Here is a 25,498-nt window from a genome sequence, read left to right as displayed (position 1 = left end):
TTTGATCTAGTGCCCCGGCAGAAAGTGGCGTTGCAACGGCTCCGTTGCAGGGCCTTCAATTACCGTTCCGTCGGGCGCGAAACGGCTGCCGTGGCAGGGGCAGTCCCAGCTTTTTTCCACACCGTTCCAGTGAACTCTGCACTTCATATGCGTACACACCGGCGAAACCGCAAATAACGTGCCGTCGGTCTCTCTATAAGCGGCGAGCGATACGTTCTCGAATTTCACGATTGCCGCTTTGCCCGGCATGAGCTGAGATAGTGGAATTGTCTCGCGATCGGTCACGTAGTCCTTGATCAGCGATTTCAGCACGGTTGCGGTTTCCTCGGCTACGCCCTTGGCGCCTTTCAACGGTGAAAACCGGGTCGCTTTGACGATCGGTGCGAGGACGTTGTCGCGACCGGCAATTTTGTCGGCGATAAGCGATGCGGCTAACGTTCCATAGATCAAACCGTCGGTTTCAAAACCAGTTGCGATGAAACAGCCGGCTGCATCCCTTCCGATATAGGGCAAGCCATCAGCGGCGCTATAATTCTGGGCCGACCATCGGTACGCTATCTCGCTCACGTTGAAATTCCCCTGGGCAGCCGCTTCAAGCCGATCCAGGTTGATGGTTGCATCTTCCTGTCCGGTTTTGTGCTCCTCCCCCACACACACGAAGAACGTTGCATCGTCCACGTCCACGCTACGTACCGAGAGCCGCTCGATACCGCTGCCCCAGAAAATTCCGTCAGGAAACGAATCCCTGGCAATGCGCGTGGCGAGCCCATATTCGCGGTTCACGATCATTTCGGCTTGCACCAAGTGGATTCCCTTCGGCGAATGAGTAGCAAGCACGACCTCCCTGGCTGTTACCTGGCCATTGGCGGTGCGCACGACGCGCCGGTCCGGGTCCACCTCAAGCGCCATCGAGTTCTCGAAAATACGGCAGCCCCGGCTGGCGGCCTCGCCAGCAAGCCCGTGGATATACGCCTGAGGGTGAAACTGCGCCTGGTTGTTCAGGACCATGGCGGGCCCTTGGGGCCGGGGAAGGGGAGCCAGCAGCGTTTTTTCAAAATGCGCCGTCAAACCTGCTTTTAGCGAGGCCTGGTACTCCTTTTCTATCGTCGATTGCGCGTTCTCGGTTGTAGCATAGCGGTACAGCTTGCAACGGCGAAAACCACAGGGGATGTTGAATCGCCTGACCCTTTGCTCGATTTGCTCCAGCGCCGTGCGGCGAGCAGTGGTTATGGCATGGGCGACATCACCGCCCCATTGATTGACGACCCTGTGAATGCCTCGGCTAACCGTTTCATAAAGGTTGCCAGTTGAGTTGCCGGTGCTACCGAAACCAATATTGCGGGCTTCCAGTAACACGACCGAGGTGCCTTGCTCGACCAGATTCAAAGCGAGTGTAACTCCGGTGATACCGCCTCCCACGATCACCACGTCCGCAGTCGTCTCTTCTTGCAGCATGGGAAAACCTGCTTCGGGCGCCGTAGCGCGCCAGACAGAAATCGTATTCACGTTAATTTCCCTTTTATTGTTCAAGACATTTCGAAATATAACCGCACCCGCGACGCTTCAGCTTTTCCGGCCGTGCTGTCGCTAAAATCGCGCTCGAGATGTATGAGATATATGAAAGGTTCGACTGATCAATATCATGAAACGTAAACCTGGATCATTCTGTGCGCTACAGCACGAAGCGTCTTCTTGAACAATGACAGATTGAGTGTTGCGCCGGCCGCAGAACATTTGTTTCTGATTGTTTTTCTGATGGGGCTACGGTTCCCCGGGTTCTCCGATCTGCTAAACGAAACCATTCAGGCCCAATTCATCTCGCTTTGCCGCCCTCTTGCTGTGGGCTGGGGGGAGGAAGCGCCTGGAACACTGAAATGGAATAATCCAGAAAACGCTCGATTTTCTGCTTGAGATCGGCCGACATGGTTACGCATCTGGAACGGAGATCTTTCGGGTTGGCTTGCTCCAGGAGTAACCCGTGATCGATTGCGATCTGGATGTATTTGATTGCGGTTCGTTGGCTGATGTTCGGCATGAGCTGGTACAACTCGGACTTGTGAAAAGTGTCACAACCGCCACCGTTGAGCCTTAGCCACATTTGCGTAAAGAGGTCGTAGTAATTCAAATCGTGGAAACGTTGGTTTCCCAGCATATCTATCCAGTACTGATCCGTAATGCTGAGTAACTGGATGAACTGGAGGCGATCGGCATGTGCCTGTTTTTGCGGTTTATCCAATTTAAACCTTTATCTTTGATCTTTGCATTTTTCGAAATTGAGGATTGCCAGATAATTCTAATTCTTTTTTACATGTAATTTTACATGTATAATTGCATTTTAGCCTGGAAAATAACTTCCGCTACAGGAATAGCTGCGCTAAGGCTGCATGTAGTAGCTAATGGGAGACTTGCAAAGCATGTTCAACAGAATCGAGAAAACGTATTTTCGTCATAGGGGCGGCCTGCGTCCAAGTGTTTTGGCCCTGTTTTATTGTCAGCTTGCCTATTTTGGCGGGGCCACGCTCATTCTGTCCCTGAATCCGGTTCTGATGGCGATGGGTACGCTCGCAATGGCTCATGGCATGGTGATCGCCTCATACATGATCCATGAGTGCGGCCATAATGCATTATTCAAATCCCCGCGTCACAATGCCTTGGTTGGAAGCGCGTTGAACTGGTTTTCCGGGGGTTGCTACGGCACTTACGAGGATTTGAGGAGCGTACATATGCGGCACCATGTGGATAGGGCCGACGTAATCGGGTTCGACTACAGAGGCTATCTCGCGCGGCATCCGATCCAGCTGAGAATCGTGGAGACGTTGGAGTGGCTGTACGTGCCGGCGGTAGAGTTTCTCATGCATGGCGCGCTTGTTCTTGCTCCTTTTCTCTTCACGGAGAAAAAAGACCAGCGGTCTCGGATGATAAGAATAGTCATTGTCCGGTCGAGCCTGCTTCTGGCGTTATTCCTCTATTCGCCTATCGCCTTTGTGTGCTATCTCCTCGCGTATGCGATCCTTGTAACAATTTTACGTTTCATGGATGCACTTCAGCATAATTATGACATCGTTATGGAATCCGGTAGCGGCCCGGATTCGATAAAGCGCAGAGGGGACCGGGATTATGAGCAAACTCATACATTCAGCAATCTGATTTCGACCCGTTATCCATGGTTGAATCTCATCACCCTCAACTTTGGTTATCACAATGCGCACCACAGCAGACCTACCGCTCCATGGCACGAACTGCCCAAGCTGCATGAAGCGCTGTATGGAAATAAAACGGATATTGTCATTCCGTTCCGCAAGCAACTGGCGAGCTTCCATAGGTGCAGGGTTGCGCGTGTGCTCGGCGATTCCGGTGAGACCCAAGGGAACCGGTTTGCGCAACGCCTTTGGGATGGCTCTGCGGTAGGCGCTAGCGGTGTGTCATTTCTAACGCCACTCTAAAAAAAGCGGATTTTGAGCGGCAACAGAGAATTTAGATTTGCTCGAGTTTGACCTGCCAGGGCAATGCCAGGCAAAGAAGCGCACCGCCCGTGTTACTCTGGCAATCGCTCATTAGGCTCTGGCTAACGGACAGGCTCGACCATATCCGTTCCTAGTTCTGTTTTCGCAAATACCATTCAAAAAAATCGGATATACGATTCTCGTATTCCTTGCCGGCGTAGGCGTGCATATTGAAGTGGCCGCCGCCAGGAACAATCCATATTTCTTTCGGCTGCCGGGCAGTATCGAACAACCGTTGCGTTTCCGCCACTTTCGTATGCTGATCGTCGGTGCCGGAAATAAGAAATAATGGGGCGTTGAGCTTGTCTATCTGATTGGCAGGATTCAACTCTTCGGGAGAGATATTCAAACGAAACGACAACTGTGCCAGCAGGAGTGGGGACAAGACTGGCCCAAACTCGCCGAGATGAAGCTTAAGCCGATTTTTCACCGCTTCTTCGATTGTGGCATGGACCGACTCGAGCACCACGGCGTCAAGTCGCAAGGAATTTTTCGCGAGCACGATAGCGGCTGCGCCCAGCGAGACGCCGATGGCGCCAATACGTTCTCCCGGAAAGGTATTTTGCAAATATGCTACTGATGCTTCCACGTCTTCCGATTCGCGCAAACCAAAGGTAATTCGATCCCCCGGCGTTTCGCCGTGTCCGCGCAGATCAATGAGGAGAACAGTGTATCCCTGTTCATTCAAAAATTTTGCCCGGCTCAGCATTTCCACACGATTGCTTCGGAGCGAATGGACAAGCAATACCGCACCGTCTCCACGCGTACCGCGCACCAGCCAGCCGTGCACGTTGGAATCAGTATCCCTGGAACTGATGTTGACGGGAATTTGCACCGGCTCGACCGGAACGTCGGTCGATATGGCGCTGGACAGCGAATCCACGGCAGTGGGTACCGGCCCCGACAGCAGCTCCCCAACGCCAACGGCGGCGAGCAGTATGACCGCAACGCCGCAGAGCAGCGAAAACACAGAGACCAGCATCCAGTGACGCATATTCTTGATCGATTGACGAGGTTGACTGAAAATCCGGTTATTTTGCCACGGGAGCTTGCCATATCGCGGGCAGATGCGTCCCATTTGCTTGGCAATTGTTCACGGTGGCCGCTTGTAGACTTGTAGTAAAGCCGTATCGCAGGAGCGTTATAAACTATCCATCCATTATCACGTTTCCTGATTTGTAATTGAATTGTCGTTTGAGTTCACCCAAGCTTGATTTTTTCCCTGCGTGGTCTATTTAAAGATTAAACAATGGATAGTAAACGGTTGCCAGAGACGTTTTTGCCATATTTACATTCAGAGGGCATGTAATTCCGGCTAAATTTTTCGCGCCGAGGCGCCATCATATTGTGATGTGGAACCAAACAATTCAGGGAGGTAACCAAAATGAATATACCCACCTTTACGGCAGATGCTTCGCTTTACAAAACGCGTGCAAATTACCGCATGTGTGTTTCCGGTTTCCTTGAAAGAGGGCTGCACATGCAGGTATTGACCGGGATCACCGCGCAGCCCATTGAATGCGAACTTGTATGCGAGAGGGTTTTTGAGAATGGAATCAGTTTTGAACGATGCAGAGTCGAATGCCCAGAGGATGGGAATGATGGGGGCGGCGGCGGATCATTGGATTGCAGGGAACGCTGCAGAGAAATGGGTTTGCCTCAATCGGAGTGCCTGCGGTTATGTCTCGGACAGTCCTGATCCTCGGCGAATAAGAAACAAAGCATAGAACTGTATATTCGGCTCTGTAGCAACCCTTGGGCTTTTCACCCAGGTGATGACAAAGTCTGAAGTTCCACGCCTTGAAATCATGCTGGTTTGAAAGCAATGTGTTGGAGGCCATTGAACAATTCCTTGAATGGATTGAGCGAAACGCAACCCATCAGCGCACGCTCCACCCATCCTCGCCACTAGCCAAATATTCGCCTTCTGCGGGATATACGAGATATTGCTCCGATCAGCCCCAAACCAGCCAGGAGCATCGCGTAGCTTTCCGGTTCCGGCACCGGGCTCACTTGGACCTGCAGAGTATATTGACGATCACCGGCAATAAAACTTTCCGCGCTCCAGCCCGTATCATTCGGTTCGTTAAAAAAGCGACTCACGCCAGCGATGTAGTGACCCGCCGGTGCATTTAGCACCTGGAAAGAATCAAAGTCATGTACTGATCCACCGGCGCCTGCTGACGTTGAAGAGTCGTCATTCCAGTCGAGGAGTGAATAGGCATCGGTGTCGACCTGTTGCCAAAGCGCGACCTCGGCATCGAAACCATACGGATTGTTTGGATGATCCATGGTGTAGTCTATGTCGAGCGTAACCCGCTGTCCTTCTTGTGATATGTCGAAACTGAAGTAATCGGAAGCGTCGTTGCCCTGGCCTGAAATCGTCACCCAAGGTCCATCCATTGAGGTATTGTTCCCGGCAGTATTACCAATGTCGGGGCTGAATGCAGTGGTGAAATATGGATTGATATTCGCGGCGGTTGCAAAGCTGTTATTCAATGTTGTATCGGTATAGGATCCAGCGTACGATGACATCGCTGTTGCTGCCAGCGAGAGTGCTAATACTGTTCTTTTAATCATTTTTTATACTCCTCGAATCTGATAGATCTGTGCGACTCCCAGGAGGATTGCCAAGGGCTGCACTTCTTCAGTTTCAACCCACCAACCCTCTTATTATGGTTGCTGGTTTGCAAGGCTTCTTCTGTGCGTTGTCACACAAATATCAAACAGGACGTCCGAAGATGTATAGCGAAAATTGAAGGGCAGAAGAGCCGTGTGAATACTTGTCAGTTCCGAGTTCCGGTATCAACTGAGATATTCTGATAATTATGCCGTTGCGACGTAAACTCTCGGCTTGCCGATCGCGATGATTCGTTGGCATACGGCGCTACTGTTCGTTATCTGGAACAACCTTAGGCCGGCTGATTGTCTCGCTATCCGCCCGGCTTTCGCGGCCATCCGGTCAAATTACCAATCGAAGCAATCAACTCCTGCGATTCAACAGGTTTGGAAAGATGTATCTGGTAACCGGCAATCATGGCTTTGGTCCGGTCTTCAGAGTGAGCAAATGCGCTTAGTGCAATAGCCGGTGTTTTGCCGCCGTGAGTTGCGGGAAGGCTTCTCACTGCGCGGATGAACTGGTAACCATCGGTTTCCGGCATGCCGATGTCGCTTATCATCACATCCGGCCTCTGGCTTTTCAGGATCTGCAGTCCTTCCATGGCACTCCCGGCAGTGATGACTTCGGCTTCACATTGCGTAAGTACCTCATTGATGAGTTCACGGGCATCCGGTTCATCATCGATGACCAGGATCTTTACACCGGGGAGCGATATGTATCCGTTCTGTAGAGCAGAATGGGGGGGCGCTGCCAGGGATTGCCTGTCGTGACTGTCATTGATGGGAGCAAGCGGCAAACTCACGATAAACGATGCTCCTTTACCTTCGCCTTCGCTTTCCGCCCGGACCGTTCCGCCATGCAGTCCCACAAGCTGCTTCACGATGGCAAGCCCCAGGCCGAGGCCGCCGTGATTTCGGGTAAGCGAAGAATCGGCCTGGCGGAAACGATCAAAAACGTATACCAGAAACTCGGGCTTGATGCCCGCCCCGGAGTCTCTTACCGTCGCTTCGAGATGTGAAGCTACCCGCTCGACTATAACCTCTACGGTACCCCCCTTGGGCGTAAATTTAACCGCGTTGGAAAGAAGGTTCCAGACTATCTGTTGAAGCCGGTTATGGTCACCGGAAACGAGCCCGGCTCCTGGATCGATTATTTTCCGGATGCGGATTCCTTTGGCTTCCGCTGCCGGGGCTACCGATTCAACCGCAACTTCCGCTATGGCGGCCAGGTCCAGCCTTTGCACGTCAAGCCTCACCTTTCCGGAAATGATACTGCTCATTTCGAGAAGATCCTCGATAAGCTTGTTCTGCGCTCGAGCATTTCGCTCGATAGTCTCAAGGCCTCGCTGGATGTCTTTCATGCTCATTGTTCCCTGCAAAATGAGCTGCGACCATCCAAGGATCGCATTAAGTGGTGTTCTAAGCTCGTGGGATAGCGTGGCGAGAAATTCATCCTTCATTCGATTGGCTCGTTCGGCATCGCTCCTCGCGATCCGTTCGTTCTCAAGGAGTTGCTTTTTCTCCTCGTCCGCGCGCTTGATGGTGTCGATATCCGTGTTTGAACCTACCCATATCGATATATATCCTTTGGCGTCGTGTTTGGCCTGGGCACGGGTCAAATGCCAGCGGTAATCGCCATTGCCTTGCCGGAAACGGCATTCCATCTGGAGAGGCTCCCCCGTGCTCAGGGAATGCCGCCAGCGTCTGACGCTCTCATCCACATCATCGGGATGGATGAGTTTTGTCCATTCCCACCCTTGCATCTGTTCAAAGGCAAGCCCGGTGTAATCTTTCCATTGCTGGTTAAAATAATCCACCGCACCGTCGGCCCGAGCAGTAAATATTTTCTGTGGCATCGCCTCGGCCATAAAGCGCAAGCGCTCGCTGCTTTCCCGTAAGGCTTCCTCAGCGCGCTTGCGTGCCGTGATATCTCTAAAGCTCCAGACGCGGCCGATACTGCGGCCCTCCACATACTGGATCTTGGAAAAGCGCTCGAACACTCTGCCATCGGCGAGTTCCAGCAAATCGTGGCTCTCGGCCGGCCAGGTCGCGTATATTTCCGTCATTCTATCCAGGAACTGTTGCGGATCTGCCAAATGCTTGCAGCAGAATTTCAGCAGTTGCCTATGCTGCTGCATCTCGATAATCTCGGGCAGATGAATCTGCCACATCTGCAGGTATCTTTCATTGAAGCGCAGCACATGGCCTTCCTCGTCGGTAACCAGGATCCCATCGGCCGTGGATTCTATGGTTGCCCGCAGGATAGATAGCGAGTGATCAAGTTGTCTTGTCTTGTCCTCCAATGCTGTTTTTACCTCCTTGAGCTCGTGCTCGACACGCTCACCTGCCTGAAGAACAGCATTGGAAGTTTGCAGGGGGATAGAGGGCTGGGGTTGCAACTCTTCGTCGTTGTCTTCCATTATTACTTATCCTCTATAAGGCCGCTGAAGCTCGCAAGAAAACAGCGGCAACAGACGGCATACCTCGGCACGTCCCGGTATTTGTACCTTTGACAGTTGTTTGCGAAGGAGGTTTTAATTTCAGTCTACAGGCCCTGAGTACAATGAGTATTACAGGCCTGAGTACCTTGAGCCCCGAGTACCTTGAGCCCCGAGTACCTTGAGCCCCGAGTACCTTGAGCCCCGAGTACCTTGAGCCCCGAGTACCTTGAGCTCTATCTGAGGGAGTCTCTTCGAGTACATTACAAACATGGAAACAGTAGCGCAGATTTTCGGGCCGGACACGACCGACCATATCACAATGCGTATAGCTAATATACAGGATGGGACCGGTTCTTGATTAGTGTCAGCGATCCTGGCTTGCTCCGCAGGAAATCGATCCCGGTCGCACTCCATCATCTTTTTTTGTGCATAATGCCGCAAGCTCTGGGTACGGGCACAAGGGGAGCACGAGATTATGCTAGTCTAGAAACGAGGTATGGTTTGGCAGCGTTATTCCGGTATGCCCGATATCAAGCAAAATATTAAATTATCAAAGCAGAAAACGGGGGACCAGATATCCATGAATCCGGCTGAAATACCGATCTGGCTGCGCGGTAGCGAAATGGGCGAGCTGATTTTTTCCCATGATTGGACTGAGTCTGGTCTCGGGTCCGTCTCGACATGGCCGCCTAATCTTCAATTTATGCTCAACACCATACTGTTGATGCCTTCGGCTGTCCTATTGCTTTGGGGACCAAAGCTCGTGCAGATCTATAACGATAGTTACCGTGATTTGATGGGCGCCAAACACCCCGGAGGCTTGGGACAGCCGGTTTCGGATTGCTGGCCAGAGGTGTGGCGTTTTCTTGCGCCCGTCTGCGAGGGCGTGATGCAGCGACGCGAGTCTTTTGTTTTTAACGACGAGCCGCTGATCATTAATCGCACGGGGACTCCTGAAGAGGCCTTTTTCAAGCTCACCTACAGCCCTATTCCGGGAGAGGTTGATGGCAGCGCTGAAACGGGTGTGTCGGGCATTCTCGTGACCGTGAGCGAGACGACTGAAATAATCAGGGAACGCGCATGGAAGGCGGAATGTAACCGGCTCAAGGAAGAGCTTCAAGCGAAACGCATTCAACTACTGGAAGAAGTATTTCGTAACGCGCCATCTTTTCTGCATGTGCTTCACGGCCCTGAATTTGTTTTTGAACTTGCGAACGATGCCTATTATCGGTTGGTCGGCCAACGTGAACTATTGGGCCGTCCCATATTTGAAGCGCTTCCCCTGGCGGCAGAGGACAGTTACCGGCGTAAGCTTGCAGAGGTTATGTCAACATGTGAGCCGTTCATGGGATTCGAGCTTCCGGTGACAGTAAGCCGTGATCCTGACGAAGCGCCGGAAGAGCGCTTTATCGATGTTATCTATCTTCCGCTGCTAGAGGAGGATGGTACCTGCCAGCGCATCCTGGGCCATGGGGTCGATGTTACGGAGCACGTGAAAAAACGCGAAAAAGCCGAGGAAGCATTGCGCGAGACTGAGAAACGCTTTCGGCGTGCGCTCGAGATCGACACAGTCGGCGTGATTTTCCTGAATAGGGAAGGCCAGGTTACTGAAGCCAACGATGCCTTTCTGAAGATGAGCGGCTTCAGTTGCGAAGACGAGCGCAGGCGCATGTTGCGATGTGATGAGCTGACGCCGCCGGAATGGATGGCCAGTACTCTGCGGGCAGACGAGGAACTCAAGGCAACTGGACGCGCTACTCCTTATGAGAAGGAATTATTTCGCAAGGACGGCTCGCGATGGTGGGCGCTGATCGCTATGATGCAACTCAACGAGACGGAAGGCGTGGGGTACATTATCGACATAACCGAACGCAAGCGCGCCGAGCAGAGCGTGCGCGAGAGCGAGGCAAGATTTCGCGCTATGGCGGAAGCTTCCCCCGCCCTGACATGGCAGGTAGATGCAAGCGGCCATCTGGTTTATGCCAATCAAAGGATCGTGGATATGGTCGGTATGACCATGGAAGAACTGATACCTTCCGGATGGGCTTCAATTCTTCACCGGGAGGATAAACCGGGGTATCTGGCGGCGTTCGAGCAGGCGTTGAAAGACCGCTCCCACTTTCAACATCGGATCCGGGTCAAGACTCGCGAAGGGGAATGGCGCTGGCTGAAGTCGTATGCGCTGCCCTGGTTCACGGCTAATGACGAGTATGCAGGACATGTCGGCGTGTCGATAGATATTACCGAAGCGGTCAAAGCGGAGACTGCCCTGCTGGAAGCCGACCGCCGCAAGGATGAGTTTTTAGCTACGCTCGCGCATGAGTTGCGTAATCCGCTTGCGCCAATTGCCAACGCGCTGGCGCTTATCGCCCGCCCAGACGGTGCCACCGCTGTTTCCCATCTGTTGCCGGTCATAAACCGGCAAGTCAATTATATGGTTCGCCTGGTGGACGATTTGCTGGAGATCTCGCGCATTACGAGCGGAAAGGTAGAATTGCGGCAATCCGCGACGGACCTTGCTGTCGTGCTGCGTAATGCCGTCGAGGCGAGCAGGGCGCAAATCGAGGAGAAGGAACAACAGCTCAGTGTTTTCATCCCCGAGACACCTTTGATCGTTTACGGCGATGCTGTGCGTCTTGAGCAAGTGTTCACGAATCTGCTCAACAATGCCGCACGGTACACCAGAAAAGCCGGGCATATCTGGCTCGCCGCACGTCATGAAGCCGATAGCGCGGTCGTATCCGTGCGCGACAACGGTATAGGAATCCTGCCGGGAATGCTGCCTCGTCTATTCGATATATTTGCCCAGGAGCGGCGCAATGGTGTCGGAACGCAGGAGGGGCTGGGCATCGGGCTCAACCTGGTTTATCGTCTGGTCCAAATGCACGGCGGCACTGTTGAAGCGACAAGCGAGGGCAAGGATAAGGGCAGCGAATTTATTGTGCGCCTGCCTCTGTCCGAAACAGCCGTGCAGAGCAGGGTTCCCGAACGGGAGAAAACGGTTACCGCACCGCTCGCGCTGCGCGTATTGGTGGTCGACGATAATCATGACGCAGCCGAAGTCCTATCCATGCTGCTGCAGTCGATGGGTCTTCACGTTGAAACTGCCGACAGCGGTCCCGCGGCACTTGCGGCAATTCCCATTTGCCAGCCCAATATAATCCTGATGGATATCGGAATGCCAGGCATGGACGGTAATGAAGTGGCGCGCCGCATTCGCGACCAGCCGCAATTCAACGATATCAAGCTGATCGCGCTGACAGGCTGGGGTCAGGAAAAAGACCGCCGGCTTTCGCACGAAAGCGGCTTCGATCATCACCTCACCAAACCAGTGAATTTCAAGATTCTGAAGGATTTGATAGCCACCATGCAGGATAGAGCAGGTTCCTGAGCTACTCGGGGCTATTTTCGACAACAGTAAGAGTCCGGCAACTCATGCTTGTGTTGTAACAACACATGTATGCGGCATTCTTCGTCAATGCGGTGATCGGTGCCAATTGGGTCATTGCCGGACTATGCTCCGCCAACTGGCCCCAAGCCCATCTCAGTAAACACACGTATGTGTGTTTCTGCACAGTCGCAATGAAAGATTACTCCTAATCTTTGATCACGACTTTTAGTCCGTCGTTTTTCCGATGTTATGTTTTATGTCAAGGAGAGGGTTATGTCTGCTTCTCTTAAGCCCATAAATCAGCAAGTCATGGTTATTACCGGTGCATCCAGCGGTATCGGTCTTGCTACGGCAAAGCTTGCCGCTGGACGCGGCGCCAAACTGGTCCTTATCGCGCGCAGCGCAGGCACGCTCAGGAGCCTGGTGACGCAAATCGTGAGCAGTGGCGGCGAAGCCATTCATGTGGTTGCCGATGTCGCTGATCGAGAAAAAATCCGGGCCGCAGCGCATGATGCGATCGATCGCTTTGGCCGTGTCGATACCTGGATCAATAACGCAGGTGTATCGATCTATGGTCGCCTGGATCAAGTGAGCGAAGCGGACAGCCGGCGTCTTTTCGATACCAACTTTTGGGGCATGGTTAATGGTTCGCTCGCTGCTTTGCCCCATCTGAAGAAGCATGGCGGCGCGCTTATCAATGTGGGCAGCGAAGTATCTGAAGCGATCGTACCTTTACAGGGCATGTATTCCGCATCCAAGCACGCTGTCAAAGGTTTTACCGACGCGCTCCGCGTGGAGATCGAAGATTTCGACATGGCACCAATTTCGATTACGCTGATTCAGCCATCAGCTGTTAATACGCCTTTCCCTCAACATGCCAAGAATTATATGGATAGGGAACCGAAATTACCCCAGCCGTTGATCAACCCCGAACAAGTCGCGGAAGCGATACTGAAAGCAGCTACTGAAGGCGGGCGCGATGTGAAGGTTGGCGCGATGGCGGTTATCAATACTGCGATATCCAAGCTGATGCCGAGCTTCAGCGACAAGTTGTCTGCCAAACGCGGGAGCAGTCAACAGGAAAATATACCGCCGCTTCATCCGCAAGGCACGTTATACGAGCCTGGCGAGTCAGGATGTGCGCATGGCCAGGTATCTCTGTAAATATTGATGATACAGAGGTCGCTCAGGCATCGCTTTTATTCATGCGTAATAATACATGTGAATGATTTTTTGGGGTATATGTGTGCCGCCGTACATAAAACCGCGAGTATGCTTATTAAGATGAAGCCACGTCTCAGCTTTATGGCAGAGATAAGGCTTCCCAAAGCGTCGTGCAACACAATTTGAGTGTAAGCGGGATGTCAGCGGGAATTTCTTAATATTTTATGTATCAGGAGATAAACATGCCTTCATCAAAAAGCAGTGGTGGCGACAGCAAACGTGGTTTCGCGTCGATGGACGAAGCTAAACAGAGAGAAATCGCGAGCAAAGGTGGAAAAGCAGCCCATGAAAAAGGAACTGCGCATGAGTTTGATTCTGAAGAAGCTCGCGAAGCTGGTCGAAAGGGCGGCGAAGCGTCCCATGGTGGTGGAAAAAGTGGCTCATCTTCAAGCAGGGGTGGCTCATCCGGTCAGCATGCCAAGGCTGGTAGCCAAAGCCACAAAAACGGTTAAGTAGAGTTGGAGGAAAAAAGGTGGGTCGTCTCACCTTTTTTCCTCTTGAATTTTCTTGCTGGAATTCGGGGCGAGACGCCACGCCTTGGCGCGGTCAATCAGGGTTCCTCTATAACCCTACAAAGCCGACCTTAAGAGTGAATTGGCAGGTGGATGGGGCTCTCGCTGCGTAACTAATTTCAGCCGCGGCCTTCTGGTGATTCTGGCACGAGTCAGAAAGCTGACGCATGGCTCCCCGAACAGTGGGAGACGATTTATCGCTTAGGATGAGTCATTCTCCGGTTTTTATCATTTTTCCTGTTTAGCCAATTGTGGATATCAGTTGCGGCAACGGCAGCTTGTCCGGCCGCAACGCTTATCTAGCTTAGTTCATTTATCACAGCGCCTGCGGCATAAAGGCCTGAAAACGTTGTGCGCTGATAGCGGTCGACAATCAGTCCCATTTTATTGCATTTCGCTCCCATTTGGCTGGCCCAAACCCGACGGTGGATTTTCGCCCAACCGCCCGAGCGCGGCTTCCGCAATATGAACGAGCGTTACCTTATTGGTATAGGTCTTTAAGAACAATGCGTGGTTCGCCCCCTTCTTTGCGGAGGAAGACATTACAGCAACGGCTCGATCCCTGAACTCGTAAGCATCACAGATGGGGCACAGTCGAATAATGCCCCGTTTAACGCCTGTCATCCAATTGGGAATATTGCGTATCGCATCGGATGTACCCGTCGCGAACAATACCGACGCATAGCGGTAAGCTGTGCGGATTATTGGGTCAGATCAATGTGCGGCGTAGCACCGACGGGGGGAAGTTAAGCGTCGATTATATTCGGCAGTTAGCCCAGCCAATTAAATCTTGAGTCCGTCTTTAAAAAGGGAACCAAATGAAAACTGAAAATGATGGTGATAATCGTTCGACCATCGGGGGTCCTGCCCGCCAAGGTACGTCAGAAAATGAATTTACTTCCAAGCTTGCCGCTACACAGGAGCTTGCCGCGGCTATGCCTTACAACTCGAACAAGGGGCTGGAGTACGGGGAAATTTCCGCCTACCCGGAGAAAGGCCAAGCGGTGGAGCCTTCAGATCCTTCTACTACAGGCAGCACGTTAACCGAATCGATCAGTTCGGAAAAAAGTGGTAGCGGTGACCCCCAATTAGGGTTTAATGCTGGCAATGAGTCGCTGGATCGCGTTCGTGCCGATTCAAGCGGACGTGTATTGACGACCAATCAAGGTGTTCCCGTCGGAGACAATCAGAATTCCCTTAAGGCGGGCTACCGGGGTCCGGCACTGCTCGAGGATTTTATTCTGCGCGAGAAGATCACCCACTTTGATCATGAGCGCATACCGGAGCGCGTCGTTCACGCGCGAGGGTCAGCTGCCCACGGATACTTTGAGTGTTACGAATCATTGGAGAAATATACACAGGCATCGCTGTTCTCGGCTGCGGGGAAGCAAACTCCTGTCTTCGTGCGTTTCTCGACCGTATTCGGGGAGCGAGGCTCGGCCGACACCGTTCGCGATGCACGCGGCTTTGCGGTGAAATTTTATACGGATGAAGGGAACTGGGATCTGGTGGGAAACAATATCCCGGTATTTTTCATCCAGGACGCGATGAAGTTTCCAGATTTGGTGCACGCGGCCAAACCCGAGCCGCACTTCGCTATGCCGCAAGCTTCGACCGCGCATGATACGTTCTGGGATTTTGTTTCACTCATGCCTGAATCGATGCACATGCTGATGTGGGTTATGTCTGATCGGGGGATTCCCCGCAGTTACCGCATGATGCAAGGCTTTGGTGTTCATACGTTTAGGCTGATAGCTGCTGACGGCGCCTCACGATTTGTCAAATTTCACTGGCGGCCGCTCGCCGGGACCCATTCGCTTGACTGGGACGAGGCGGTGAAAATCGGCGGGGCCGATCCCGACTTTCACCGCCGGGACTTATGGGAAGCAATCGAATGCGGAGCGTATCCGCAATACGAACTGGGCATGCAGATTTTTACTGAGGCACAAGCCGAAGCATTCAGCTTCGATGTGCTCGATGCGACAAAGATCGTCCCGGAAGAGCTTGTGCCGGTCCAGCCTATCGGAAAAATGACGCTAAATCGTAATCCCGACAATTTCTTTGCGGAAACAGAGCAGGTTGCTTTCTGTGCCGCGCATATTGTTCCAGGTCTGGATTTCAGTAGCGACCCGCTATTGGCTGGCCGTATCCATTCCTACGTGGATACGCAGCTATTGCGACTGGGCGGGCCTAATTTTCACGAGATTCCCATCAATTCTCCCGTAGCACAGGCGCACAACAACCAGCGGGACGGAATGCATCGCCAGACGATCAACAGGGGCCGTGTTGCGTACGAGCCTAATTCCCTCGGGGGCGGATGCCCGTTTCAGGCAGGTGCAGCGGGTTTCACTTCGTTCCGGGAACCCGCGATCGGGGATAAGGTGCGCGGAAAACCGGAGCGGTTCGCGGATCACTACACGCAGGCGACGTTGTTCTGGAACAGCCAATCGCCGGTGGAAAAGGCGCACATCATACGTGCTTTCCGTTTCGAGTTGACACGGGTACAGACAGCCTCGATACGGCAACGCACTGTTGCGATGCTTTTAAACGTTGCCAGGGAACTTGCGGAAAGTGTCGCACAAGGGCTTGGCATGAGCTTGCCACCTCCTCTACCAAAGGCAATGGAAAATACGGCCCCGCCAGAGGTGGTCGCATCCCCCGCTCTCTCGCTTTTCGCTCGCCCCGGCGATGGCAGTATTCGAATGCGTCGCGTCGCGATCCTGGTAGCCAATGGAGTGGACGGTGTTGCCGTAAGAACGCTCCATACTGCCCTGGCGCGAGAGGAGGCAGTACCTCGCTTTGTGGGCGCTCGTCTGGGAACAGTCCAGAGCACGGGCGGCGATAATATTGAGGTGGATGTAACGTTTGAAGCTATGCCTAACGTGCTTTTTGACGCAATTGCGATTCCGGGCGGCCATGAAGATATGACCGTTTTGGCGAGCATGGGGCAGGTAGTTGAATTCATCAAAGAGCAGTACCGTCACTGCAAGCCTATTCTGATACTGGGCAATGGCAAAAGTCTGGCGGAGAGCTCGGGGGTAAAGCTAGCGCTTCCCTCAGGCGAACCTGATCCGGGAGTACTTTACTTTCCGGATGGAAACGCTGTCGATATTCTGCCGCAGTTCATCAATGCGATTGCAGCCCACCGACATTTTGAAAGAGAAATCGACCCGCCTCGGGTGTAGCAAATTGAGGGAGGCCTGCGGTCGGGATCACTTTCGCAATTGTCCTTTCCTCTTCGTCATTCTGTGCGTCAACGTACGGAAAGACCTGGCAGTATGAGTAGCATGTCAATTCAGCAATTTCGCTGGATTAATTATGAGGAACCATCATGGAAAAAATTTCGGCATTGAAAACGACGGCACGATCTGTAGTGCTTGCCAGCGTGATCATTTTCAGCGCTGCTGGCGTGGCTCATGCGGCTGGCGCTGGGGACCAGACTGGAGAGTTTGGCGATATGTCTGGTCATGGCGGCCCGATTGATAAAAAGGCGGCTCCCAGTGCGGGGCAGCCCTCATCCGGACAGGGAACTTCAGGTGAACGCGATTATCGGAAAAAACCAGACGGCTCTACCCCCGGCCAAGAAGCCCCCTCATATGATAGACCTGCTGATAAGCCATATGATAGACCTGCCGGCCAAGGAGGGGGAACCCAGGGAGGAGGATCCGGGCAGTCCGGCGGCGGTGGAGGGTACTGATTTTATTCTTAACCAATGACGGGGCGCGGCCAGAGATAAAATACTGACGCTGCCTTGTATCCGGTTTTCAACGCGGCCATGCCCCGAGATTGATGATAATTTTTGGATTTTACGCATGATACGAGTGCGCCCTTAGGGAGGAGAATGCTGCGCATGGCTGCGCAACATTCCACTCCACCCTGAAGATTGGCCGCGCAGGACCGGAAATCCTCAGCAGAGCAGGATCCTGCCGTAATTTGCTTTATTACTTATCGCCAATTGTGGGCTGGATTTTCTGTGCGTGTTCCAGGTGCGAAACGAACGCTGGGCGTACCTTGACCAGTAAGGCTTTCAGCTCCTCGTTCTTGACATTAGGCACCAGCTTGTTGTCGGCCACATCGATTACCTTTTTATGAAGGGCTATTTCACCGTCGATATAGGCTTTGTCGAATTCCTTGCCGCTCAGGCCTTTCAATTTATCGAGATTCGCCTTGCCATCGTCCTTCAGGCTCTGGCTGATCTTGTTATCCTTGGGTGTCACATTGAGCTTCTTTACAAGATCCTTCGCTTGCTGGTTGACGTCGGTGTGATCGGCGACCATCCGATGAGCATATGCATGCACGTCTTCATGGGATGCTTTTTTCTTTGCAAGTTCACCGGCTTCAATATCAACGTTGTTGGCGGTAACCACAATGTGAGCAATTTCCGCGTCATTGAGATCACCTTTCTTATCCCCCGTTTGGGCGGTAGCGGTAAACGCAGGTAGCATCAGAGCAATTGTTAATATGAGTAAATTTTTCATTGATTCTTCTCCTTAATATGATGTGTTACAGAATGGTCAGCTCGTCAATAAAACGCTGACTCGGCAATAATGGGGGCGTGGAGCATGAAGCTTCTGTTCGCTACCAGACACAAAAGTAAATTTCAGGAAAAATCACGAACAAAATTACAAGGAGAAAGCATTGGGCAGGGCGGCTTGTCATTCAACTGAACTGGATAATCCCATATCGCGTCAAGTAATCGTGATCCTGTTTTCATTCCCTCTACTCTTCCGGAGGCAGCAATTGCGCCATAAGGTGTTGTGCGCTATCGCACTGAACGAGTAGCTCCGATTCAGGAAAATAAATTTGGTGTAGTCCGATACGCAATTTTTGCAGGAGTCATCCATGAACAATCCGCCGAAAACCAGCGATGAAGAATTGAAGGACAATAACATCCAGGATCAATCACCCGACGAATCGGACGAAAGCGTACTCGTGAGCGAGGAGACTCATGGGAATAGAGCGGAAGAGAAAATAGAAAATCGATCTAATAAAAAACAGGAAACGCATGAGGAGGCGAAATCGGTTACCGGAACCGAACCGCACCACGATACCAGAAACGAACATCCTGATTCAGGGCCGGCTCCGCTCGACCGATATTAAGAGCCTGGATGGCGCGTTGATAGGGAACCGGCCACGATGAGGAAAGCCTGGGTTGGGTCGGCCTTTCGTAGCAGGGGCCATTAGTCAGGCATTTTATTGAATGCCATTGTACAAGGTCTCTAATCGGGACTGCAAATAGTATTGACAATCATTCTCATTATGGTTAATGTTATCGAAAGGATTTGAGTTTTCACTTCAATATGACAAAGCCAGCATTGTTCCCATGGAAAATTCAGTGCAAAATTCAAGATCAAAATATGACAGACCTTCGGTCAGGCTATTACTAGCTGTTTTGTCGTGGCTTACTACCAGACGCCATCGACTTCCCGATCCGGCTACCCAAGCGGCGATTGCCTATCACTTCCACCTCCTTGTCCTGCACCCGTCTTCCGATAGTATTGACATCCAGGCGGGGATACATATGGCTGGCAGGGCAGGGATGGATGCGGCCGGCCTCCTCGCGCGTTATTCGGGCCCGGCAAGACTTCACTAAGGCCTTCACTGAGGTAGCCTGCGAGCAAACGAAACGCGTCCTGTTTGACACAAGTACCTCATGATGGGCCTGGTCCAACCTGCTGTTCGTGGGGACCCGGTTTCCCATCTTCGCGAACAGCTCTTAACCGCAGGGTTTCATTGTTCTTCTCTCACCGGGTTTTCGATCCGCCAGAGAGAAGCTCCCTTCTTATTCCACGCAGAAATTCTATTTCTTCCTCCTCGCGCTTCCATCTCGTAATCGACGGAACTCGTTCAAAAGCCGTTTAGGTGTACCTTAGTCCAATTGGCCTACGTCTTGAGATGCGTATGATGCATTCTTCGCTAGGCTGTTATTGATAAAGGGATCAACGCGGTAACAATAGAAGGTTTCCCTGAGCGTAAAAAACAGGAGCGAAAAGGAAAAAATGCTACACCTGGGTGCAAGACAAACCTGTTTTATATCCAGGCTGCATATTATTATTTTGAAGAGGGATATGATGAATTTAGTTTCAGCATTTAGAAAATTTTGCTCAGGGCTCGCGTCGGCCGCTATCCTGACAGGCGCTTATCCTGCATATGCAAGCCTGTATCTCGAAGTGGACGACGCGGGGACTACAGCCGAAACCGCTAACTATATTTCCTGGGATACGGCAACCATAATCGGTGCTATTCACGCGAACGATGGGGCCGATGTCTATGGCTTCGATTGGGCAGGCGGCTTCTTCCAGGCAGACACGATAGGTTCCGATTTCGACACCATGCTGTCGCTTTTTAATGAATCAGGCGGCTTACTTTTATTTAACGATGACTTTAACGATAACAGTGGCGTATGGTATAGCCATTCCCTGCTTTCGATGGAACTCGACCCTGGCAACTATTTTCTCGGCGTTACCTATTATTCCAATAATTATCTCGGGGAAATGAGGTATTACCTGGACGAAGGCATCGAAGGTTCCTATCAGGTTCAAAAAACCGTAGCAATGCCGCTACCCCCGCAACCGCAAATCATTGCCGAGGTTCCGGAACCGGCAACCATGGCGCTGCTTGTCATCGGCTTTGCCGGAATCATGCTCAATCGCCGTCGGAAAATGGGCTTATGATTTGGGCAGTTTCCTGCCCAACAGTATGCGCTCACACGGCATCCTGAAGTTTATGAGTGGATGGTGGGAGAAGTTCAAACGCTGCTCCTTTAATCATTGCCCTGTTATATCTTACAGATAGCGGCAGCGCTTTTTCACACTTAGATTCGTTCTCTTCGATATGCCTCGTTCGATTTATCCGAGAGGAAAAAATATACAGTGATCACTTTATTCGCGCGGAAATGGGGACGTTCTATTATTTCAAGCTCTATGCTATCCGCAAGACCCGAAGCAGCTCATTGCTTCAGCTTTCAAAATGACAGGGTGAGGGACAGGTTTGAACAGTTTGGTCCGTTTTCTGCAAATCCACAGTTATTTCTATGATGCGAGAGATGACGAAAAGAAAGAGACTGGCTTCTCTTCACATGAGGTTCGTCGTAACGTTATTTGCGGCCCCGGCTTTATTGCCGCCAGTTTACGCTCAGCAGGATCTCACCTGGGATGCGAATGAGGCCGGGACTGGCACTGGCGGCAGCGGAACCTGGGATACGAGTTCCTTGAACTGGTTTAATGGCACAAGCTTCCAGGCATGGAAAAATCCCACATTCGACAACGCAGTCTTTAAGGGAACGCCGGGCATCGTAACACTGAATGCGACCATTGCCGCGCACAATATTACCTTCAGTACGAGCGAATATACGATCAATGGCGGTACGCTGGCGCTTGGGGGCGCAATTCCTCCCACCATTATCGTTAATACACCGCTGGCAATAATTAACTCGACTCTTGCCGCCAGCAACGGGTTACTCAAAAATGGTCTGGGTATGCTGGTTCTGGGCGCGGATAATAACCTGAGCTTTAGCGGAGTAACGAGAGTTATCCTGGGCACGCTGCGCGTGGACAATGCCAATGCTCTTGGTACCTCGACGGCAGCTTCCGACCTGGTACTGAACAAAGGCTCAACCTTTTATTTCAATACGGACTTTACGCACGACTACACATTGGTAGGTGCCACGGTGAACGTGCAAGGCGGAGAGGGTACGACATGGTACGGCGCTCCGACGCTGAGTGCTCCGACCACTCTCAACTTGAATGGAATAAACGGCACGCTGGCGGGAGACCTGGCCGATACGGGCGCTAATGTGCTTTCCCTGACAAGAAACGGCATGGGCCGAATGATATTGTCGGGAAACAATACTTACACGGGTGCGACCACGGTAAGCCAGGGCATCCTGCAGCTGGGCAGTGCGGGAGCGCTCTCGTCCGGCAGCAACCTGGTGTTCAATGGCGCGGTTGGTACGGGCGGGTCAATTGAGCTGACGGCTGCTTCGGGCGACTTTACGCGAAACCTCGGCACAGGAGCCGGGCAAGTGCAATGGACCGGTGATGGTGGTTTCCAATCTTCGGATACCGATCGTATCGTCGATATCGGCGGTGCGGGTACTACCCTGACTTGGGCGAGCGGTGGTTTTGTGCCCGACGGCAATCGCCTTATCCTCGGCACATCCAACAATGCAATGCTCGATTTCCAGAATGGAATCGATCTTGGCGGCGGGCTCCGCACTATCCAGGTTGAGGGTGGCGCCAGCAGCGGTCATGCCCGGATCAATGGTGTTTTGTCGGGAGCGGGGGGACTCAATGTTGTCGGTACCAGTACAGCATTGCTGGAATTGACGGGCGCCAATACCTATACAGGTGGTACGGTCGTGACTGCCGGCACGCTATCGATAAGTTCCGACGCAAACCTTGGTGCTGCTTCAAGTCCCCTCATTTTGAATGGGGGCACGCTCGCGAACACGGCCGCGTTTTCGACTGGCCGCAGTGTTACGCTCAATACAGCCAGTGATACATTCCAGACTGATGCGGATCTGGTGGTTGGCGGCCCTATAAGCGGCAGCGGCAGCCTGAATAAGACCGGGTCAGGCGCACTTATTCTGACGGGCGTCAATTCGTATGCTGGAGGCACGACGATTGCCGCCGGCGTGCTACAGGTTGGGGATGGCGGCGTGCTTGGCAGTATACCGGGTAATGTAAGCAACAGCGGAACTCTGGTTTTTAATCGTTCTGACAGCATCAGCTATGGTGGTGTGATTTCCGGTACTGGCGTGTTGACTAAAACAGGTACAGGCATTCTCACATTAACGGGCGATTCAAGCAGCTTTGGCGGACATACATCTGTAGATGCCGGTACCCTCGCGCTACACGGGGAACTGGGTGGAACACTCGATGTGCTGGCAGGCGGCCGCTTGCAGGGTGGCGGTGATATTGGCGCAAATGACGGAGCGGGAGCGACAATTGTAGCCGGAACGATAGCGCCGGGAAATTCGATCGGAACGCTGATGGTCAACGGCAATTACGTTCAGCTTCCCGGTTCCACCTATGAAGTGGAAATTGCGCCGAACGGCGCCAGTGATCGGATTATCGCCACAGGCTCGGCAGATATTCAAGGAGGAACCGTTTCCGTTATCGCCGCGAGCGGTGCTTACATACCCGGCAGCCGTTACACCATCCTGACAGCCAATGGTGGCCTAACCGGCCAGTTTGACGCGCTCGCCCAAGGTTTGCCCCGCATTAATCTCGGGCTTGCCTACGATCCGAACCATGTTTATCTTGATGTACTGCGCTTTTGCGATATCGCCGGTACTCGTAACCAGTGCGCGGGCGGAAGCGGCGCGGAAAGCCTGGGTCCCGGCAATCCGATCTACAGCGCTATCGTGGACTTGCCCGACCAGGAGAGTGCGCGGCGCGCTTTCAGTAAGCTTTCCGGGGAAGGCCATGCAAGTGTGAAAGGGGTAATGATCGAGGACAGCCGCTTTGTCCGGGAGGCCGTCTCTGACAGGATGCGGCAAGCTTTCGGCTCGGCTGGCGCGCCGACATCGGATCTGCCAGGGCAGACGTTACAGCAGAGTTCCGCCACGGGACGCGCTTTCTGGAGCCGCGCTTTTGGCTCTTTCGGACACCGCGACGGTGACGGCAACGCGACCCGGATAGGCCGCAATATTGGCGGGGTCTTTCTCGGCGGGGACGTGCTGATTGCCGATAAGTTCCTCCTTGGTATCGCCACCGGCTACAGCCACAGCTTTTACAACGTTAACCAGCTTTCGACGAGTTCGAGCGATAATTACCATGTTTCGCTTTATGGAGCCACGCAGTGGGGTCCGCTCGGTCTGCGCCTTGGCTCAGCGTATGCGTGGCACGATCTCGATACCAACCGGGACATTACCTTTGCCGGTTTTTCGGACCATGCCAAAGCGAATTATACCGCCCATACCGCACAAGTATTCGGGGAGGTGGGTTACGGTCTTCCCTTTGATGCCATATCGCTCGAGCCGTTTGCACGGGTTGCTTATGTCAATCTTGACGCAAACAGCTACCAGGAACGCGGAGGACCTGCGGCCTTGCGCAGTCCAAAGGATAATCAGGGTACCGCTTATACGACAGTGGGCCTTAATGCGGCGAAAACATTCTCAAGCATCGGCAGGATGACCACAACATTGCGCGGTATGCTCGGCTGGCGCCATGCGTTCGGCGACAGGACTCCGCTCTCGACTTTCGCCTTCACCGGTGGCTCATCTTTCGCCACTGCTGGCGTGCCAATTGCTGGCGATGCGGTAGTGATGTCCGCGGGTCTCGATATGCATATCATCAAGACTGCCACGCTCGGCATTTATTACAATGGCCAGGTTCTGCACAACATTGTCGATAACGGTGTACGTGCAAATTTAAGCTGGAAGTTCTAAGTAATTAACGATATCAATTCAAGAGTGTTCTGGTTCCGCGAGCCGCTCTCCGCTCCCCACGCTACGCAAGACCCAGAATAGTTTCAGATCATGGATAATCGGCAACCAGTTATCAAGATAAAAAGCGGCACGTGCATCTCAGTATGTGGGGGAGCGAACAGACGAGAAAGAGCTGTTGAGCGAATATACGACTTCGAACCTTTAAAGGAGAAGTCATGAAAATTACCAAATTCGCAGCAGCTATTCTTGTGAGTGGCCTGTTGTTCGCGCCTGTCGCAAGCTATTCCGCAGACGAAGAACCCTTCAGCGTCGGAGAGTTTGTCAGCGATTCAATAATAACCACGAAAATAAAGGCAAAATTCGCTCAGGACAAGCGCGTCAGCGCAATGGACGTGAAGGTCGATACGGACAAGGATGGCGTGGTCGTCCTGAGCGGTACCGCCGACAACCGAGCCGAAGCGGAAAATGCCGTGTCCATTGCCAAAGCCGTCGAAGGTGTTACCAAGGTCCATAACCGCATCAAGATCAAAAAAGATGATTAAAACGGTTGTGGATGCGTAGTCCTCCATGCAACAGCCTGGAAATTGCCAAGCATTCGTTGATGCTGTTCCCAGTTGGTCTGACCTGCATCCGTTCTTCGCCTCGCCATGAACAAATCCTGGTGAGTACTGTTCGCGCTACGCCATAATTCTGCCTGCTGATGCTGGTCCTGCCAGCAGGCAGATGCTCTTCGGAGGTTCGACGCCACAGAAGAGGACATCTCATTACCCTTGTCATAATCGCCAGCTATCATCCATATGATCCGGCTTCGGTTCATAGGCCCGCGGTAATGGTGCGACGTCCTTCAGGCATTCACCGGGATGGCTGCGTAAATCCAATGGTATGACGGTCTGAGCAGCCTGCATGGCTGGACGCTTTGATGTCGATTTGTTGCTTTTTCAGTTGCGCCGCTATATAAAGTACAAAGCTCATCAAGAGTCTCGTGCGTAACGGCGCATGCTATTCAAGAGATGAGGCGTGCGAGCGCATGGCTCTGTTTTCAGTATGTATCTGTCCGGAGGAGCATTATGGAAGCAAAATCACGAGTTGCTGTATCGGGTTTCGCGCTTGCAATGATCCTTGCGGCCGAAATGGTGGCTGGCATTGCGTGGGCGGCGCCTGAGGACTCCCACGCCCGTGGGTTTGAATGGAAGGATGGCGCCGAGGTTTATGCCAAGGTTTGCGGCTACTGCCATGACACTCAGGTCGGGCCACCGATTCGTAACCGTCAGCTTCCTCCCGCTTATATCCGTGCTGTGGTGCGAAACGGAAACCGGGCAATGCCGGCGTTTCGCGCGTCGGAAATCGACGATGAGTCACTGGCAAAACTGGCTGAATATATCTCGAAGAACTGAATCAGCCGGTAGGGACCGGCA

General features: G+C 52.7%; 17 protein-coding genes. 11 read left to right on the top strand and 6 right to left on the bottom strand.

Features of this window, described 5'->3' with window-relative positions; translation table 11 throughout:
- Positions 1–6: 6 nt before the first annotated feature.
- Both CRO05_RS10045 and CRO05_RS10040 read right to left on the bottom strand, forming a co-directional pair.
- The gene (locus CRO05_RS10045; protein ID WP_097067072.1) at positions 7–1,506 is read right to left on the bottom strand and encodes an FAD-dependent oxidoreductase; all 1,500 of its coding nucleotides are present in this window, start codon (positions 1,504–1,506) and stop codon (positions 7–9) included.
- Between the two features lie 307 nt (positions 1,507–1,813).
- Positions 1,814–2,236 carry a MarR family transcriptional regulator gene (locus tag CRO05_RS10040; RefSeq protein ID WP_235001383.1) on the bottom strand — a complete coding sequence of 141 codons (423 nt, stop codon included), beginning with the start codon at positions 2,234–2,236 and terminating at the stop codon, positions 1,814–1,816.
- A gap of 178 nt (positions 2,237–2,414) precedes the next feature.
- Between CRO05_RS10040 and CRO05_RS10035 the strand changes: the two genes are divergently transcribed.
- The gene (locus CRO05_RS10035) at positions 2,415–3,443 is read left to right on the top strand and encodes a fatty acid desaturase (RefSeq protein WP_097067917.1); all 1,029 of its coding nucleotides are present in this window, start codon (positions 2,415–2,417) and stop codon (positions 3,441–3,443) included.
- Positions 3,444–3,594: 151 nt separating this feature from the next.
- On the opposite strand, the gene CRO05_RS10030 is transcribed toward CRO05_RS10035, so the two are convergent.
- The 3 genes from CRO05_RS10030 to CRO05_RS10015 form a co-directional block, all read right to left on the bottom strand.
- Entirely contained in the window at positions 3,595–4,581 is a 987-nt protein-coding gene (locus CRO05_RS10030; protein WP_235001382.1) for an alpha/beta hydrolase, read from the bottom strand.
- An 830-nt stretch (positions 4,582–5,411) separates the two neighbouring features.
- Positions 5,412–6,083, bottom strand: a complete 672-nt coding sequence (locus tag CRO05_RS10020) for a DVUA0089 family protein (RefSeq protein WP_101750222.1) — start codon at positions 6,081–6,083, stop codon at positions 5,412–5,414.
- A 353-nt stretch (positions 6,084–6,436) separates the two neighbouring features.
- Positions 6,437–8,542, bottom strand: coding sequence for a PAS domain-containing sensor histidine kinase (locus CRO05_RS10015; protein WP_097067069.1), 2,106 nt, complete (start codon positions 8,540–8,542; stop codon positions 6,437–6,439).
- Between the two features lie 601 nt (positions 8,543–9,143).
- Here CRO05_RS10015 and CRO05_RS10010 point away from each other — a divergent pair.
- The 5 genes from CRO05_RS10010 to CRO05_RS09985 all read left to right on the top strand — a co-directional run bounded on the left by CRO05_RS10010 (position 9,144) and on the right by CRO05_RS09985 (position 17,387).
- Positions 9,144–11,954: a PAS domain S-box protein gene (locus CRO05_RS10010; protein ID WP_097067915.1), complete on the top strand. Its 2,811-nt coding sequence runs from the start codon at positions 9,144–9,146 to the stop codon at positions 11,952–11,954.
- 273 nt (positions 11,955–12,227) lie between these two features.
- Positions 12,228–13,118, top strand: a complete 891-nt coding sequence (locus CRO05_RS10005; protein WP_097067068.1) for an SDR family oxidoreductase — start codon at positions 12,228–12,230, stop codon at positions 13,116–13,118.
- A 242-nt stretch (positions 13,119–13,360) separates the two neighbouring features.
- A complete protein-coding gene (locus CRO05_RS10000; protein ID WP_097067067.1) occupies positions 13,361–13,630 on the top strand; it encodes a KGG domain-containing protein in 270 nt (89 codons plus the stop codon).
- An 878-nt stretch (positions 13,631–14,508) separates the two neighbouring features.
- Positions 14,509–16,875 carry a catalase gene (locus CRO05_RS09990; protein WP_097067065.1) on the top strand — a complete coding sequence of 789 codons (2,367 nt, stop codon included), beginning with the start codon at positions 14,509–14,511 and terminating at the stop codon, positions 16,873–16,875.
- Between the two features lie 146 nt (positions 16,876–17,021).
- Positions 17,022–17,387 carry a hypothetical protein gene (locus CRO05_RS09985; RefSeq protein ID WP_143860912.1) on the top strand — a complete coding sequence of 122 codons (366 nt, stop codon included), beginning with the start codon at positions 17,022–17,024 and terminating at the stop codon, positions 17,385–17,387.
- Between the two features lie 244 nt (positions 17,388–17,631).
- Here the strand turns inward: CRO05_RS09985 and CRO05_RS09980 are convergent, their stop codons facing one another.
- Complete coding sequence (locus CRO05_RS09980) at positions 17,632–18,168, bottom strand: DUF4142 domain-containing protein (RefSeq protein WP_097067063.1); 537 nt, start codon at positions 18,166–18,168, stop codon at positions 17,632–17,634.
- A gap of 364 nt (positions 18,169–18,532) precedes the next feature.
- Between CRO05_RS09980 and CRO05_RS09975 the strand changes: the two genes are divergently transcribed.
- From CRO05_RS09975 to CRO05_RS09950, 5 genes are all read left to right on the top strand, one after another.
- Positions 18,533–18,790, top strand: a complete 258-nt coding sequence (locus CRO05_RS09975) for a hypothetical protein (RefSeq protein ID WP_097067062.1) — start codon at positions 18,533–18,535, stop codon at positions 18,788–18,790.
- A 968-nt stretch (positions 18,791–19,758) separates the two neighbouring features.
- Positions 19,759–20,364 (top strand): DVUA0089 family protein, encoded by a 606-nt coding sequence (locus CRO05_RS15865; RefSeq protein ID WP_235001381.1) that lies wholly within the window; start codon positions 19,759–19,761, stop codon positions 20,362–20,364.
- Between the two features lie 371 nt (positions 20,365–20,735).
- Complete coding sequence (locus CRO05_RS09965) at positions 20,736–24,083, top strand: autotransporter domain-containing protein (protein WP_159462722.1); 3,348 nt, start codon at positions 20,736–20,738, stop codon at positions 24,081–24,083.
- Between the two features lie 215 nt (positions 24,084–24,298).
- Complete coding sequence (locus CRO05_RS09960) at positions 24,299–24,625, top strand: BON domain-containing protein (RefSeq protein ID WP_090877926.1); 327 nt, start codon at positions 24,299–24,301, stop codon at positions 24,623–24,625.
- Positions 24,626–25,150: 525 nt separating this feature from the next.
- Entirely contained in the window at positions 25,151–25,477 is a 327-nt protein-coding gene (locus CRO05_RS09950; protein WP_200814358.1) for a cytochrome c, read from the top strand.
- Positions 25,478–25,498 lie beyond the last annotated feature (21 nt).

The organism is Nitrosovibrio sp. Nv4 (assembly GCF_900215485.1).
Taxonomy (GTDB): Bacteria; Pseudomonadota; Gammaproteobacteria; order Burkholderiales; family Nitrosomonadaceae; genus Nitrosospira.
The sequence above is the reverse complement of the archived record's forward strand: the minus strand, read 5'-3'. Positions and strand labels throughout refer to the sequence as shown.

What these genes read in the sequence shown, in the direction of transcription:
- CRO05_RS10005 (WP_097067068.1), top strand. Translation starts at nt 12,228, where the DNA reads ATGTCTGCTTCTCTTAAGCCCATAAATCAGCAAGTCATGGTTATTACC.
- CRO05_RS09960 (WP_090877926.1), top strand. Translation starts at nt 24,299, where the DNA reads ATGAAAATTACCAAATTCGCAGCAGCTATTCTTGTGAGTGGCCTGTTG.
- CRO05_RS10015 (WP_097067069.1), bottom strand. Translation starts at nt 8,542, where the DNA reads ATGGAAGACAACGACGAAGAGTTGCAACCCCAGCCCTCTATCCCCCTG.
- CRO05_RS09980 (WP_097067063.1), bottom strand. Translation starts at nt 18,168, where the DNA reads ATGAAAAATTTACTCATATTAACAATTGCTCTGATGCTACCTGCGTTT.
- CRO05_RS09950 (WP_200814358.1), top strand. Translation starts at nt 25,151, where the DNA reads ATGGAAGCAAAATCACGAGTTGCTGTATCGGGTTTCGCGCTTGCAATG.
- CRO05_RS09975 (WP_097067062.1), top strand. Translation starts at nt 18,533, where the DNA reads ATGAACAATCCGCCGAAAACCAGCGATGAAGAATTGAAGGACAATAAC.
- CRO05_RS10010 (WP_097067915.1), top strand. Translation starts at nt 9,144, where the DNA reads ATGAATCCGGCTGAAATACCGATCTGGCTGCGCGGTAGCGAAATGGGC.
- CRO05_RS09965 (WP_159462722.1), top strand. Translation starts at nt 20,736, where the DNA reads ATGACGAAAAGAAAGAGACTGGCTTCTCTTCACATGAGGTTCGTCGTA.
- CRO05_RS10030 (WP_235001382.1), bottom strand. Translation starts at nt 4,581, where the DNA reads ATGGGACGCATCTGCCCGCGATATGGCAAGCTCCCGTGGCAAAATAAC.
- CRO05_RS09990 (WP_097067065.1), top strand. Translation starts at nt 14,509, where the DNA reads ATGAAAACTGAAAATGATGGTGATAATCGTTCGACCATCGGGGGTCCT.
- CRO05_RS10020 (WP_101750222.1), bottom strand. Translation starts at nt 6,083, where the DNA reads ATGATTAAAAGAACAGTATTAGCACTCTCGCTGGCAGCAACAGCGATG.
- CRO05_RS15865 (WP_235001381.1), top strand. Translation starts at nt 19,759, where the DNA reads ATGATGAATTTAGTTTCAGCATTTAGAAAATTTTGCTCAGGGCTCGCG.
- CRO05_RS09985 (WP_143860912.1), top strand. Translation starts at nt 17,022, where the DNA reads ATGGAAAAAATTTCGGCATTGAAAACGACGGCACGATCTGTAGTGCTT.
- CRO05_RS10035 (WP_097067917.1), top strand. Translation starts at nt 2,415, where the DNA reads ATGTTCAACAGAATCGAGAAAACGTATTTTCGTCATAGGGGCGGCCTG.
- CRO05_RS10000 (WP_097067067.1), top strand. Translation starts at nt 13,361, where the DNA reads ATGCCTTCATCAAAAAGCAGTGGTGGCGACAGCAAACGTGGTTTCGCG.